Raw genomic sequence first — 13,169 nt, forward strand, 5'->3', positions numbered from 1 at the left:
GTTGTGAGCGGCTGTCATGAGCGCAGTTGAAACCAGGTGGTTTTCAACTGGGTGTATTTGTCGAACGAGTGCAGCGACAGATCGCGGCCGAAACCGGATTGCCTGCCACCGCCGAACGGCACGGTCACGTCCAGCGCATCGACGCTGTTGACCGACACCGTTCCGGCTCGCAATTGCCGCGCCACCCGGTGCGCGCGGTGCAGATCATCGGTCCACAGCGATGCCGCCAGACCGTAGACGCTGTCGTTGGCCAGTTGCACGGCGTGGGCCTCGTCATCGAACGGCATCACCGCCAGCACCGGTCCGAAGACTTCTTCGCGAAACAGGGTCATGTGCGGCCGCACGTCGGTGAAAATCGTTGGCTGAACGTAGTTATCCGAACCGTTGAAACTCAGCTGTCGCCCGCCACAGACGCGGGTCGCACCTTCGCGTTCGGCCTGATGGATGAAGCGCAGAATGCTTTCGGTCTGACGGCTGTCGACGATCGCCCCGGCCGCACTCGCCGGGTCCAGCGGATCGCCCGGCTGCCATTGTTCGACCTGAGCCCTCAGGCGTTCGACGAACTCGTCATGAATCGAGCGTTCCACCAGCAACCGCGAGTTAGCCGAGCAGACTTCGCCCTGATTGAAGAAGATCCCGAACGCGGCTTTCTGCGCCGCCAGATCCAGATCCTTGCAGTCGGCGAACACCAGGTTGGCGCTCTTGCCGCCGCACTCCAGCCACACCTGCTTGAGGTTCGACTGCGCGGAGTACTGCATGAAATATTTGCCGACCTGGGTCGAGCCGGTGAACACCAGGCAATCGACATCCGGGTGCAGCCCCAAGGCTTTGCCGGTCTGCTCGCCGAGTCCCGGCAGCACGTTCAGCACGCCGGCCGGCAACCCGGCCTCCAGCGCCAGCTCGGCCAGACGCAATGCGGAAAACGGTGATTGCTCGGCGGGTTTGAGAATGACCGAGTTGCCCGCCGCCAGCGCCGGCGCGAGTTTCCACGCGGCCATGTCCAGCGGGAAATTCCACGGCACCACGGCGGCGACCACGCCCAGCGCTTCGCGGGTGATGGTCGCCAGCACATTCGAGGCGCTTGGCGCGACTTGATCGTAGAGTTTGTCGAGGCTTTCGGCGTACCAGCGAAACACCCCGGCGGCACCCGGCACGTCGATGTTGTAAGCGTCCATCACCGGTTTGCCCATGTTCAGCGAATCGAGCAGCGCCAGCTCTTCGCGATGGGCCAGAATCAGATCCGCCAGACGCAGCAGCACTTGCTTGCGCTCGGTCGGTGAACGCCCGGCCCAGGTGCCGGCTTCGAACACCTGCCGCGCATTTTTCACCGCCGCATCGACATCCTCTTCACCGCACGCGGCGACGTTTGCCAGCAGTTGGCCGGTGGCCGGGTTGATCGCGGCAAAGGTCTGCCCCGACTGCGCCGCACGCCGTTTGCCGTCGATCACGGCCTGATTGGGAAAACTCAATTCAGCGGCCTTGCGCTGCCAGTCTGCAAGCTCGAACACGGTGGTTGCTCCTTGGACCTTTATTCTTTTGAGAACAGTGCGGGGTCGATAGTCGCTCAGGCCCGTGCGCGCTAAAACCAGTAAAAATGTCTTCCCAGACAATAAAAAAGGTAACCAGCCGATGGCCCCTTCGCGCGCGTATGGGGCTATTGTTCAGGGACAAAAAAACCGCCGACAGAACGGAGGCCGGCGGCGTACAAATTGCTTGGATGTGAAATCCGTTCGCTTTGAGGTTCACCGTGGCCGCTTACAACCTGCGTCAGTTGAAATACTTCATCACCACCGTCGAATGCGGCAGCGTCGCCGAAGCATCGCGCAAGCTGTACATCGCACAACCGGCGATTTCCACGGCAATCAAGGGGCTGGAAGACAGCTTCGGCGTGCAACTGCTGATCCGTCATCACGCTCAGGGCGTGTCCCTGACACCCAGCGGCGCGCGATTCTTCCGCAAGGCTCAGGAACTGCTGCGCATGGCCAAGGAGTTCGAACAGAACGCCCTCGCCGACAACGACGTGGTGGCCGGGCAGATCGATATCGGCTGTTTCGAAACCGTCGCGCCGCTGTACCTGCCGCAACTGATTGCCGGCTTCTCGGCGCTGTATCCGGGGGTGAAAATCCGCATTCGCGACGGCGAACAGCAGGAACTGGTGCAAGGCCTGACGTCGGGCACTTTCGACCTGGCGATCCTGTACAAACACGACCTCGACGCCACCATCGAAACCGAGCCGCTGATGCCGGCCCAACGGCCTTACGCCCTGCTCCCGGCAGATCACCGCTTCGCCCAGCTCAAGCAGGTTTCGCTGCGGGATCTGTGCCTGGAACCGATGATCCTGCTCGACGTGCAACCGAGCCGCACCTACTTCGTCAGCCTGTTCGAAGAACTCGGCCTGTCGCCGCGCATCGAGTTCAGCTCGCCGTCGATCGAAATGGTGCGCGGCATGGTCGGCCAGGGTTTCGGCTTCTCGATCCTGGTCACCCGCCCGCATTCGGAATGCACCTACGACGGCAAGAAAGTCGTGTGCGTCGACATCGTCGAAGACGTCACCGGCTCAGGCCTGGTGGCCGCGTGGCTCAAACGCGGACAACTGACCAAACCGGCGCAGTTGTTTGCCGATTATTGCCGGGAGCAGCTGACGGCGAAGGCCAGCCGCTGAGTTTCACGTACCCCGCGGTTTGGCCCGCGCAGTGGCTTCAGCCACCAGCGGATCATCCGGCCAGTAATGCTTCGGATACCGCCCCTTCAGATCCTTCTTCACTTCGGCATAGGTGCTGCGCCAGAAGTTGGCCAGATCCTGGGTCACCTGCACCGGGCGCCGTGCGGGCGACAGCAGGTGCAGTTTGACCACTTGCCGGCCGCCGGCGATGCGCGGTGTGTCGGCAAGGCCGAACAGCTCCTGCAAACGCACGGCGAGAATCGGTGGCTGCTCGCTGTAGTCGAGGCGAATGGAGGAGCCTGACGGCACGCTCAGGTGATGCGGTGCCTGCTCATCGAGTTGTTGCGGCAGCGGCCAAGGCAGCAGATTTCGGACGATGCTCGACAGGTCGAGGTTGGCGAAATGGCTGAGGCGCGAGACCTTGCCCAGATAAGGCATCAGCCACTCTTCGAGGGTTTTCAGCAGTGTGGCGTCGCTGACATCCGGCCATTGGCTGTCGCCCTTGGCGTCCAGGTCGAGCTGACGCAGCAACGCGACTCGCGCCTGCCACTGGCGCAGTTCCGGGGTCCACGGCAGCAGTTCCAGACCTTTGCGCCGCACCAGATTGACCAGCGCCTGGCTGCGGGCGTTTTCGTCGAGACCGGTCAGCGGCTCGCGGCTGAGGATCAGTTCGCCGACCTTGCGTTGGCGCTCGGCGCGCAGCACGCCTTCGCGTTCGTCCCAGTCCAGTTGATCGACGTTGTGCACCTGCTCGGCCAGCACCGAATCGAACAGCGCCGGATCGAAATCTGCCGCCAGATAAATCCGCTCTTCGCGCTGGCCCTGACGGCTGCCGAGGTCGGCGATCACGATCCACGGTTCCTTCATCAGACTGTCGGCTTCGGCGAACAGCGCCGCACGGCCGTTGGCCAGACGATATTCGGCACCACCAGCACGCCGCTGCTGAGCGACGCGGTCCGGGTAGGCCAGCGCCAGCAGAGCACCGAGCCAGCGCGGGTGATCGGGATCGCTGACCGGTTCGCTCGGTTGCCCGCGCAGGTATCCACGATATTGCCGCGACAGTTGCCGGGCGCGCTGCACGCCGCCCTGGGCACCACGGGCCGCACGTTCTTCACCGGACAGCAGTGCCAAACGACTGTGAAGATCGGCCCCGGCGCCACGCAAAATATCCCGCTCGCCGAGCAACGCGGCGACGTCGCACGCCATGGTCGCCAGCCCCAATGCCTGACCGCGCAACAGCAAATGAGCGATGCGCGGGTGGGCCGGCAATTCAGCCATGGCCTGACCGTGGCGATTCAGAGTTTCACCGTCCAGCGCACCGAGGCGCTGCAACAAGTCCTGCGCCTGTGCGTAAGCGGCGGCGGGCGGTACGTCCAGCCAGATCAGATCACTGGGCGCCACGCCCCAGCGTCCGAGTTGCAAGGCAAGACCCGCAAGATCCGCCGAAAGGATTTCCGCACTGCCATAAGCCGCCAGTTGTTCATGCTGATCTTGCGACCACAGGCGATAACACACGCCTGGTTCCAGACGCCCGGCCCGGCCCGCGCGCTGGGTGGCGCTGGCCCTGGAGATGCGCTGGGTGTCGAGGCGGGTCATGCCGCTGCCCGGGTCGAAACGCGGCACCCGTGCCAGCCCGGCGTCGATCACCACGCGCACACCGTTGATGGTCAGGCTGGTTTCGGCGATGTTGGTGGCCAGCACCACTTTGCGCTGTCCTGCCGGGGCCGGGTCGATGGCGGCGCGTTGTGCGTTCAGGTCGAGTTCGCCGTGCAGCGGGCAGAGCAAGACGTCGCTGCGCTCACCGATGGCGTCCGCCAGTTGCTGATGAACCCGCCGGATTTCCGCCTGCCCCGGCAGGAACACCAACAGGCTGCCGGTTTCGTCGTGCAGGGCTTCAAGCACCGTTTGCGTGACGCGTTGATCGATGTATTCGCCGGGCTGGAAAGGCCGGCCCCAGCGCATCGTCACCGGGAACATCCGGCCTTCGCTGCGCAGGATCGGCGCGTCGTCGAGCAACCCGGCCAAACGTTCACCTTCAAGGGTGGCGGACATCAGCAGAATCTTCAGCGGTTGTTCAGCTCGAAACAGCTCCCGACCGTTCAGACTGAGGGCCAGCGCCAGATCGGCGTCGAGGCTGCGTTCGTGAAATTCGTCGAAGATCAGCAGGCCCACGCCTTCCAGCGCCGGGTCGTCCTGCAAACGCCGGGTGAGAATCCCTTCTGTGACCACTTCGATGCGCGTGTTCGGGCCGACCTTGCTGTCGAGGCGGATGCGATAACCGACGGTTTCACCGACCTTCTCGCCCAGCTCGCTGGCCAACCGTTCTGCGGCTGCACGCGCGGCCAGTCGACGGGGTTCGAGCATGAGAATGGTCTGCCCGTTCAGCCACGCTTCATTGAGCAGGGCCAAGGGCACGCGGGTGGTTTTACCGGCGCCGGGCGGTGCTTCGAGCACGGCTTCGTGGCGTGTCGCGAGGGCTTCACGCAGGGCGGATAAAACGTCATCGATCGGCAAAGAAATCATGCTGGCTCCCAAACAGAGCGGCGAGTATAACGGCGAACTGCTGAGCGTTCGTCAGGGTCTTAACTTCACACGATGACGCTTCGTTAACAGATGACTCAGGAGATTCCCATGCGCTTACCTTTTCGCCTGATCGGCGGTGTACTGGTTGCCACCCTGCTCACTCAGATCACTGCGTGCGGTTCGATTTTCTATCCCGACCGGCGCGGCCAGATCGACGGCAAGATCGACCCGGCGATTGCCGTGCTCGATGCCGTGGGCCTGTTGTTCTACATCATTCCCGGCCTGATCGCGTTTGCCGTGGACTTCACCACCGGCGCGATCTATTTCGAACCGGGCCACACGGCGCAGGTCGATCCGGCCAAGCTCAAGCAAGCCATCGGCCCGGACGGTCAGGTCGATAACCTCAAGTTGCAGGCTATTCTCGAAACTGAATTGGGCCGCAACCTGCCGCTGGACGACCCACGGCTGATCCAGCACAAGGGCAGCACCCAGCAACTGGCGATGTTCGGCCTGCAACCTGCCGCATAAGGAATTGACGAACCCATGACCCCCAGCCCCGAACACGCCCGCCTGCTGCGGCTGGCGACCCGCGCCTCGGTAGCGGTGGCCTGTACGCTGATCATCGCCAAAGCCATCGCCTGGTGGCTGAGCGGTTCGGTGAGCATGCTCGCCGGCCTCACCGACTCGGCCCTCGATGGCGTCACTTCGTTGCTCAATCTGCTGGCGGTGCATTACGCGCTGCGCCCGGCGGATAACGATCATCGTTATGGCCACGGCAAGGCCGAATCCCTGGCGGGCATGGCGCAGGCGCTGTTCATTGGCGGCAGTGCGACACTGATTGCGTTTCAGGCGTATGAGCGCATTCAGCAGCCTGAGCCGCTCGGCGCGCCGTGGATCAGTATCGGCGTGATCGTGTTTTCGCTGGTGCTGACAGCGGCGCTGTTGATGCTGCAGCACCGGGTGATCAAGCAGACCGGCTCCAACGCGGTGCGCGCAGACTCGCTGCATTACCGTTCGGACATGTTGCTCAACGGCAGCATCCTGATCGCGCTGATCCTGGCGGGTCTGGGCTTTCATCAACTGGATGCCTGGTTCGGTCTGGGGATCGCCGTGTACATCCTGTGGAGCGCGATCCAGATCGCCCGGGAAAGTTTTTCGGTGCTGATGGATGAAGAGCTGCCGACGGATGTCAGTCAGCACATGCTCGAACTGGCGTGCGGCGTACCGGGCGTGCTGGGCGCGCATGATCTGCGCACGCGGATTTCCGGCAATCACTGGTTCGTGCAGTTGCACCTGGAATTGCCGGGAGAGCTGACGCTGTCAGTCGCCCACGGCATCAGCGATCAGGCTGCCGATGCGATCCACGCTGCCTACCCACGGGCCGAAGTGCTGGTGCACGCCGACCCGCAGGAAGTGGTGAAAGCCGCCCGCGCTCAGTAATTGACCTGATAACCGCGACTGCTCAGGCAATTGCCCTGGGCCTGGCGGTAGGCCTGCACCACTTCGGGCGCCGGCTGATAGGTTGCAGTGCGCGGATCGAAACCGCTTTGCTGCACCGCGTATTGATAGCACTGGTAGCCGTCCTGCTGGACTTGTTCCGGCGACTGGCCGTTTGCCGGATAGGCTTCCACGTCATAACCGTTGTTGGCCGGTTGCGGCGGTTGCTGCACCGGCGGCTCGACCACCACGTAATCCTGGGTCGCTTCCTGATAGGCGTAGTACGAGCCTGCCGCCAGGAACAACAGCGAACCGCCGATCCACACTTCACGGGCATAATCCGGCAGGTACTGGATGCGAATTCCCCGTGGCGGCTGAACCACGATGTAACGCGGGCCTTGCGGGCGATACCAGTAGCCGCCGGAGTAGAAGTAATCCTGGCCGCGATACGGAACGCGGAAGTCACGATCCGGGAAGCGGTCGATCACATGGCCCGGCCGGTACTGCGGGCCGGGGCCCCAGCCGTTGCCATGCCCGTCGGGGCGACCCGGCCAGCGACGGTCATCGGGTCGATTGCCGGTCTGCCAGTTCTGGTGGTAGCCATTCTGCGGGCGCTCGTCGCGGTAGTAGCCCTGACGCGGCTCCTGGGTCTGGCGCACAGTGTCGGGGCGTGGCTGGATCGGCAGACTGTTGGCCGGCAGTTGTGGCGGCGGTGGCGGCTGGCGGACCGGATTGGGGTTGTAGGCCGGACGGTTCTGGTCGTGGTTCTGCCACTGCCCATTGTTGTGCTGCTGGCCGTTGTGTTCGAACTGGCGGCTGTTGTCGCCACGAATGATTTCGTTGTTCTGCGGCCGAGGCTGATTCTGCTGAGGCTGGTTTTGTGGACGTGGCTGGTTGCCGCCGCCGTGCTCTTGATTGTTGCCCCAATGCTCCCGCTCGCGTCCGCCGCCCTCGGGGCCGCGATTCTGCGGCTCATCGGCCAGTACCTGCGCACAGACACTCACACACAGCAAACCAACACTGGCCACACGCCAGATACGCGACTTCATGAAATTCCTCACTGCGGGCTGGACCCTGTAATTAAGAAGGGCTTGTAGCTAAGACCGGAAAGGGGCACACCGGGTTCTGCAACAGGTTATCAGTCACGCCATTTATTTATTGAGTGTGTGAGGTCAAATCGCGGGCAAGAAAAAAGGGAGACCCGTCGGCCTCCCTTCCAGAGAACTTCGTCCTGGCTCGACGCTTTTGACGTCGGCTCACCTCACGCCGTCTTCTGGACAGTGTGCAGCTCGGGGGCCGGCACGTCCCCGGTGGGGGCGGCGGCCGCGGCGGGCCTGATTGGGCGGGCCGCAGTGGACTGTGTTACCGAGCAGTGATTCTGGTGATAAGGATAGGCTCGAGCCCGCGACAGATGATTGCGAAGATTGCTCAATTAAACATCACTTGCGCAATTTTTAACCCTGGATAGATAATCCGCCGCAATAGTTAGAACAAAGGACAGATTCATGAGCAAACTCGACCGTTATGACCTGAGCATTCTGGCGGAATTGCAGCGCGACGCCCGCATCTCCAACCAGGAACTGGCCGAGCGCATCGGTCTGTCACCATCCCCTTGCTCGCGCCGGGTCAAGCAGCTGGAGGACGACGGCTACATCTCCCGTCAGGTCGCCCTGCTGGATCGCAAGATGCTCGGCCTGAGCCTGACCGCCTACGTGCTGATCGGCATGGACCGGCACACACCGGAGCGCTTCGAGAACTTCGAAGCGGCGATCCGCACCTTGCCGCAGGTGCTGGAATGCAGCCTGGTGACCGGGGTCGATGCCGACTATCAACTGAAAGTGGTGGTGCCGGACATGGATCACTATCAGAAACTGCTGCTGGGGCATCTGACGCGGATTGAAGGCGTGACCAGTGTGCGCTCGAGCTTTGTGCTGAATCAGGTGCTCAACAGCACTGAATTGCCTCTCACGCATCTGCGTAGCTGATCAGAGCTGCCCTCACCCCCAGCCCTCTCCCGGAGGGAGAGGGGGCCGACGGTGGGTTGCTCGAGAAGTACGCCGACCTGAACGCCCTGCTGTGAATCCATAATCGACTGGAAATTTCAGGTCGATGTATGACGCCAGACACCTCGGTCAGTCCCCTCTCCCCCCGGGAGAGGGTTAGGGTGAGGGCCAGTCGTCGGATCAGACCCAGATCAATGCCACCCCGCCCCCCTTGGCGTATACTCGCCGCGCCCTTTTAGCCCCGTGCGTGCCGGAGAACCCGATGGATCCAGCAGTATTTGAAGAGTGGATGATGACCGGTCTGGTCAGCATCCTGATCATTTTCATGGGTTTCATCGTCTGGGATTTGGCGAAGAAGTCCAAGGCCGGGCGCTTCGGATCGTTCATTCTGTTCTTCGTGCTGGGCCTGGGCGTGGCCGCGTTCATCATCAAGAGCGTGGTGATCGGCCTGATCGAATCCGGCGCCTTATAAGCGCGCCGGCACTTCTTTCCACTGGCCCTGATCGAGCCCTTCGATCGTCCAGTCACCAATCCTGACCCGCACCAGCCGCAACGTCGGCAACCCGACTGCCGCCGTCATCCGCCGCACCTGACGGTTGCGCCCTTCGCGAATCACCAGTTCCAGCCAGGTGGTCGGAATGGTTGCGCGAAAGCGCACCGGCGGATTGCGCGGCCACAGCTCGGGCTCATCCAGTTGCCGCGCTTGCGCGGGCAAGGTCATGCCGTCATTCAATTCAACGCCGTCACGCAGCCGCTGCAACTGCTCGGCCGTCGGCACACCTTCGACCTGCACCCAATAGGTTTTCGCCAGCTTGTGTTTGGGGTCGGCGATCCGCGCCTGCAACTGACCGTCGTTGGTCAGCAGCAGCAAACCTTCGCTGTCGCGATCCAGCCGTCCGGCCGGGTAGATGCCCGGAACGTCGATGTAATCCTTGAGCGTCGCCCGCCCTTCACCGTCACTGAATTGCGTCAGCACATCGAACGGCTTGTTGAACAGGATCAGCTTCGGCTCGGCCGGTGGTGCCTTGGCGACACGGCGAGGAGCTGAAGAAGCTGGCTTCGCGCCGGGGCGGCGGGAAGGCGGACGTTGGGGACGGGACATAAGTGCACAGGCATTTGGCGATCAGGGCTGACAATGCTAGTGCCCCGACCGCCAAATGACCACGACTAACCGTTAGCGGAACGGCGGCTCGTCGAAGCTGCGCAGTTTGCGCGAGTGCAGCGAATTGAGTTCGGTGCGCAGCAGGTCCACCGCTTCGATGCCGATCTTCAAGTGCTGACTGACCGCACGTTCGTAGAACGCATTGGCCGAACCCGGCAACTTGATTTCACTGTGCAGCGGCTTGTCCGATACACACAGCAACGTGCCGTACGGCACCCGCAGACGATAGCCCTGGGCGGCGATGGTGCCGCTTTCCATGTCCACCGCCACGGCGCGGGACAGGTTGATCAGTGGTCGCTCCTGAGCCCAGCGCAATTCCCAGTTACGGTCGTCATAGGTCAGCACGGTGCCGGTGCGCAGACGTTTCTTCAGCTCTTCGCCTTTTTCGCCGGTGATGTTGGCCGCCGCTTGTTGCAGCGCCAGCTGCACTTCGGCCAGTGCCGGGATCGGAATGTTCGGTGGCACCACCCGGTCGAGAATCCCGTCGCGACGCATATAAGCGTGGGCCAGCACGTAGTCGCCGATGGTCTGCGACTGACGCAGGCCGCCGCAGTGACCGATCATCAGCCAGCAATGCGGACGCAACACGGCCAGGTGGTCGGTGATGTTCTTGGCGTTGGACGGGCCGACACCGATGTTCACCAGTGTCACGCCGTGACCATCGCTGGCGATCAGGTGATAGGCCGGCATCTGGTAGCGATGCCAGACCACACCGGCGGCAATTGCCGAGGCTTCGCCGTGATCCATGCCTTTTTCGATGATCACATTGCCCGGCAGCACCATGCGCACGAAGCGCGGGTCGCGGCGCAGTTGCTCCAGGCCATGGACGATGAACTGGTCGACATAACGGTGGTAGTTGGTCAGCAGAATCCACGGCTGCACATGGCGCCAGTCGCTGCCGGTGTAATGCACCAGACGGCGCAGCGAGAAGTCGACGCGGGCCGCATCGAACAGCGCCAGCGGCAGCGGATCGGTGTTTTCCCAGTCGTAGAGGCCGTCGGCGATGCCATCGGTGGCGGCGGACAGGTCGGTACTCGGGAACACCCGCGCCAGCACCGCAGCGGTGACACCGGAGCCGGCCAGTTCATCGCCCTGCTCGACCACGTACGGGTACGGAATGTTCTGCTCGCTGACCCCGACTTCAACGGTCACGGTAAAGTCATGCATCAGCGGAGTGAGCTGCTCGAGCAGGTATTTGCGAAACGCCGCCGGATGGGTGACGGTCACGCTGTAGGTGCCCGGCAGCTGCACTTTGGCGTAGGCGCGGGTGGTCTGCGGGACTTCGCCCTGGCAGTGGTAGGTCAGACGCAGTTCGGGATAACGGAACAGGGCACGTTGTTCGGCGTCGGGCTCGACGCGATCCTTGAGATAACGCTTGAGCGCCGAGTTCAGCGCCGTGGTGGCCCGCTCATGCAGCTCGGCGAGACGATCCACGGCCTGTTCGGCGGTTTGAACGACAATAAACGCTTCGGTCACGATCAGCTTCCTGTGTTCTGACTTGCAGAGCTTCATCTTGCCTGCATCGTGGCGTCACGGAAACAGTGGCGTTGTGGCTATTCATCAATCTGACAGGCATATGCGGTCCCTGTGGGAGCGGGCTTGCCCGCGAAGGCGTCAGCACAGCCAACATTGATGTTGAATGTACCGGCCCCTTCGCGAGCAAGCCCGCTCCCACAGGGATGCTTTAGAAACCTTGCGGGGTGGAACGGGCGACGATGGCTTCAACATCCAGCCCACGCGGCAACGCGCCGTAGGCCCGACCGCCACCGCTCAGGCGACTGGCGATAAAGGCATCGCTGACTGCCGTATTACCGGCCTCCAGCAACAGCTTCGCTTGCAGCCCCAGCGCGATGTCTTCGGTCAATTGCCGCGCCCGGTACTGAATGTCGCTGGTGTCCTTGAACGACGCCTGCAATTGCTGGATATGCGCTGCCAGCCGTTTGTCGCCATGGCCATCGCCCAGCTCGTTGAACAGCACGTCGAGCACGCCCGGCTCCTTCGACAGCGCGCGCAACACATCGAGGCATTGCACGTTGCCGGAGCCTTCCCACGTCGAGTTCACCGGTGCCTCGCGGTACAGCCGCGGCAGGATGCTGTCCTCGACATATCCCGCGCCGCCCATGCATTCGGCGGCTTCGTTGATCATCGCCGGTGCGCGTTTGCAGATCCAGTATTTGCCCACCGCCGTCACCAGTCGGGCGAACTGCGCTTCATGGCGATCATTCAGATGATCCAGCGCCTTGCCCATACGCAGGCTCAGGGCCAGCGCGGCTTCGCTTTCCAGGGCCAGATCGGCCAACACATTCTGCATCAACGGTTGTTCGCTGAGCAGTTTGCCGCCGACTTTGCGATGGGCGCAGTGATGGCTGGCCTGGGTCAGCGCCTGACGCATCAGCGAGCTGGAGCCGACCATGCAATCGAAGCGGGTCATGGCCACCATCTCGATGATGGTCGGCACGCCGCGCCCTTCTTCACCGACCATCCACGCCAGCGCGCCACGGAACTCCACTTCGCTGGAGGCGTTGGACTGGTTGCCAAGCTTGTTTTTCAGGCGCTGGATGTAGAACTGATTGCGCGTGTCGTCCGGGCGATGGCGCGGCAGCAGGAAACAGGTCAGGCCCTTGTCGGTCTGCGCCAGCGTCAGGAACGCATCGCACATCGGCGCCGAGCAGAACCACTTGTGCCCCACCAGCTCATAAGCCTGGCCCGGGCCGCTGGCGCCGACCGGATAGGCCTTGGTGGTGTTGGCGCGCACGTCGGTGCCGCCCTGTTTCTCGGTCATCGCCATGCCGATGGTGACGCCAGCCTTGTGGGCCATGCCGACATTGCGCGGGTCGTATTCGGTGGCGAGGATCTTCGGCAGCCACTGTTCGGCCAGGTCCGGCTGCAAGCGCAGCGCGGGAACACTGGCGAAGGTCATGGTCAACGGGCAACCGCTGCCGGCCTCGGCCTGGCTGTGCAGATAGCTCATGGAGGCACGGGCAACATGGGCGCCGTCCTGTGGGTGAGCCCAGGGCAACGACGTCAGGCCATGTTCGATCGCCGTGCGCATCAGCTCGTGATACGCCGGATGAAACTCCACCAGATCGATGCGATGACCGTAGCGGTCATGGCTGGCGAACACCGGTTTGTTCTGGTTGGCGAGGAACCCGGCCTCCATCAGCGGCCCGCCGGCCAGCGCGCCGTAAGCGTCGATCCGCGACTCGGCCCAGCCGGCACCGAACCGCCGCGACCACTCCTGCAACGGCAGGTCGATGCGGTACAGGTTGGTACCGTCCAGCGACGGTGGCTGGTTGGTGACTTCGTGGGTTTCGGCGAACTGATGCAGGTTCATGACGGGGCTCCTTGATCGGCCAGAGCTTCAGTTAAGCACCGCCCCCAA

At 62.9% G+C, this 13,169-nt stretch carries 11 protein-coding genes; 5 read left to right on the top strand and 6 right to left on the bottom strand.

The features are described from left to right. Nucleotides 1–14: 14 nt before the first annotated feature. The gene (locus ACSPX5_RS19865) at nt 15–1,508 is read right to left on the bottom strand and encodes an aldehyde dehydrogenase (protein WP_439820132.1); all 1,494 of its coding nucleotides are present in this window, start codon (nt 1,506–1,508) and stop codon (nt 15–17) included. A 239-nt stretch (nt 1,509–1,747) separates the two neighbouring features. Here ACSPX5_RS19865 and ACSPX5_RS19870 point away from each other — a divergent pair, with 239 nt between their 5' ends. Next, complete coding sequence (locus tag ACSPX5_RS19870; protein ID WP_007958716.1) at nt 1,748–2,662, top strand: LysR family transcriptional regulator; 915 nt, start codon at nt 1,748–1,750, stop codon at nt 2,660–2,662. 3 nt (nt 2,663–2,665) lie between these two features. On the opposite strand, the gene hrpB is transcribed toward ACSPX5_RS19870, so the two are convergent. Beyond that, nucleotides 2,666–5,185, bottom strand: a complete 2,520-nt coding sequence (gene hrpB, locus ACSPX5_RS19875; protein ID WP_439820133.1) for an ATP-dependent helicase HrpB — start codon at nt 5,183–5,185, stop codon at nt 2,666–2,668. Nucleotides 5,186–5,293: 108 nt separating this feature from the next. Here hrpB and ACSPX5_RS19880 point away from each other — a divergent pair, with 108 nt between their 5' ends. Beyond that, nucleotides 5,294–5,713, top strand: a complete 420-nt coding sequence (locus tag ACSPX5_RS19880; RefSeq protein ID WP_169432047.1) for a polyribonucleotide nucleotidyltransferase — start codon at nt 5,294–5,296, stop codon at nt 5,711–5,713. Between the two features lie 15 nt (nt 5,714–5,728). After that, nucleotides 5,729–6,625 (top strand): cation diffusion facilitator family transporter, encoded by an 897-nt coding sequence (locus tag ACSPX5_RS19885; RefSeq protein ID WP_169432048.1) that lies wholly within the window; start codon nt 5,729–5,731, stop codon nt 6,623–6,625. Here the strand turns inward: ACSPX5_RS19885 and ACSPX5_RS19890 are convergent. Continuing rightward, nucleotides 6,619–7,671 (bottom strand): DUF6515 family protein, encoded by a 1,053-nt coding sequence (locus ACSPX5_RS19890; protein ID WP_169432049.1) that lies wholly within the window; start codon nt 7,669–7,671, stop codon nt 6,619–6,621. The two genes, ACSPX5_RS19885 and ACSPX5_RS19890, sit on opposite strands and share 7 nt — an antisense overlap. Before the next feature lie 456 nt (nt 7,672–8,127). Between ACSPX5_RS19890 and ACSPX5_RS19895 the strand changes: the two genes are divergently transcribed. Both ACSPX5_RS19895 and ACSPX5_RS19900 read left to right on the top strand, forming a co-directional pair. Beyond that, nucleotides 8,128–8,607 carry an Lrp/AsnC family transcriptional regulator gene (locus ACSPX5_RS19895; RefSeq protein WP_007909658.1) on the top strand — a complete coding sequence of 160 codons (480 nt, stop codon included), beginning with the start codon at nt 8,128–8,130 and terminating at the stop codon, nt 8,605–8,607. Nucleotides 8,608–8,887: 280 nt separating this feature from the next. Beyond that, a complete protein-coding gene (locus tag ACSPX5_RS19900; protein WP_003228500.1) occupies nt 8,888–9,097 on the top strand; it encodes a DUF2788 domain-containing protein in 210 nt (69 codons plus the stop codon). On the opposite strand, the gene ACSPX5_RS19905 is transcribed toward ACSPX5_RS19900, so the two are convergent. The 3 genes from ACSPX5_RS19905 to ACSPX5_RS19915 form a co-directional block, all read right to left on the bottom strand. After that, nucleotides 9,092–9,727, bottom strand: coding sequence for a pseudouridine synthase (locus tag ACSPX5_RS19905; RefSeq protein ID WP_439820134.1), 636 nt, complete (start codon nt 9,725–9,727; stop codon nt 9,092–9,094). The two genes, ACSPX5_RS19900 and ACSPX5_RS19905, sit on opposite strands and share 6 nt — an antisense overlap. A gap of 72 nt (nt 9,728–9,799) precedes the next feature. Then, on the bottom strand, nt 9,800–11,299 hold the full coding sequence (gene amn, locus ACSPX5_RS19910; protein ID WP_162130486.1) for an AMP nucleosidase: 1,500 nt from the start codon (nt 11,297–11,299) through the stop codon (nt 9,800–9,802). 172 nt (nt 11,300–11,471) lie between these two features. Beyond that, nucleotides 11,472–13,121, bottom strand: coding sequence for an acyl-CoA dehydrogenase family protein (locus ACSPX5_RS19915; protein ID WP_439820135.1), 1,650 nt, complete (start codon nt 13,119–13,121; stop codon nt 11,472–11,474). Between the last annotated feature and the right edge of the window lie 48 nt (nt 13,122–13,169).

This window comes from Pseudomonas sp. HLG18, assembly GCF_051903985.1.
Classification (GTDB): Bacteria; Pseudomonadota; Gammaproteobacteria; order Pseudomonadales; family Pseudomonadaceae; genus Aquipseudomonas; species Aquipseudomonas fluorescens_BT.

Excerpts from the sequence above, each read along its gene's own strand:
- ACSPX5_RS19880 (WP_169432047.1), top strand. The coding sequence starts at position 5,294 with ATGCGCTTACCTTTTCGCCTGATCGGCGGTGTACTGGTTGCCACCCTG.
- ACSPX5_RS19905 (WP_439820134.1), bottom strand. The coding sequence starts at position 9,727 with ATGTCCCGTCCCCAACGTCCGCCTTCCCGCCGCCCCGGCGCGAAGCCA.
- amn (WP_162130486.1), bottom strand. The coding sequence starts at position 11,299 with ATGAAGCTCTGCAAGTCAGAACACAGGAAGCTGATCGTGACCGAAGCG.
- ACSPX5_RS19900 (WP_003228500.1), top strand. The coding sequence starts at position 8,888 with ATGGATCCAGCAGTATTTGAAGAGTGGATGATGACCGGTCTGGTCAGC.
- hrpB (WP_439820133.1), bottom strand. The coding sequence starts at position 5,185 with ATGATTTCTTTGCCGATCGATGACGTTTTATCCGCCCTGCGTGAAGCC.
- ACSPX5_RS19915 (WP_439820135.1), bottom strand. The coding sequence starts at position 13,121 with ATGAACCTGCATCAGTTCGCCGAAACCCACGAAGTCACCAACCAGCCA.
- ACSPX5_RS19895 (WP_007909658.1), top strand. The coding sequence starts at position 8,128 with ATGAGCAAACTCGACCGTTATGACCTGAGCATTCTGGCGGAATTGCAG.
- ACSPX5_RS19890 (WP_169432049.1), bottom strand. The coding sequence starts at position 7,671 with ATGAAGTCGCGTATCTGGCGTGTGGCCAGTGTTGGTTTGCTGTGTGTG.
- ACSPX5_RS19885 (WP_169432048.1), top strand. The coding sequence starts at position 5,729 with ATGACCCCCAGCCCCGAACACGCCCGCCTGCTGCGGCTGGCGACCCGC.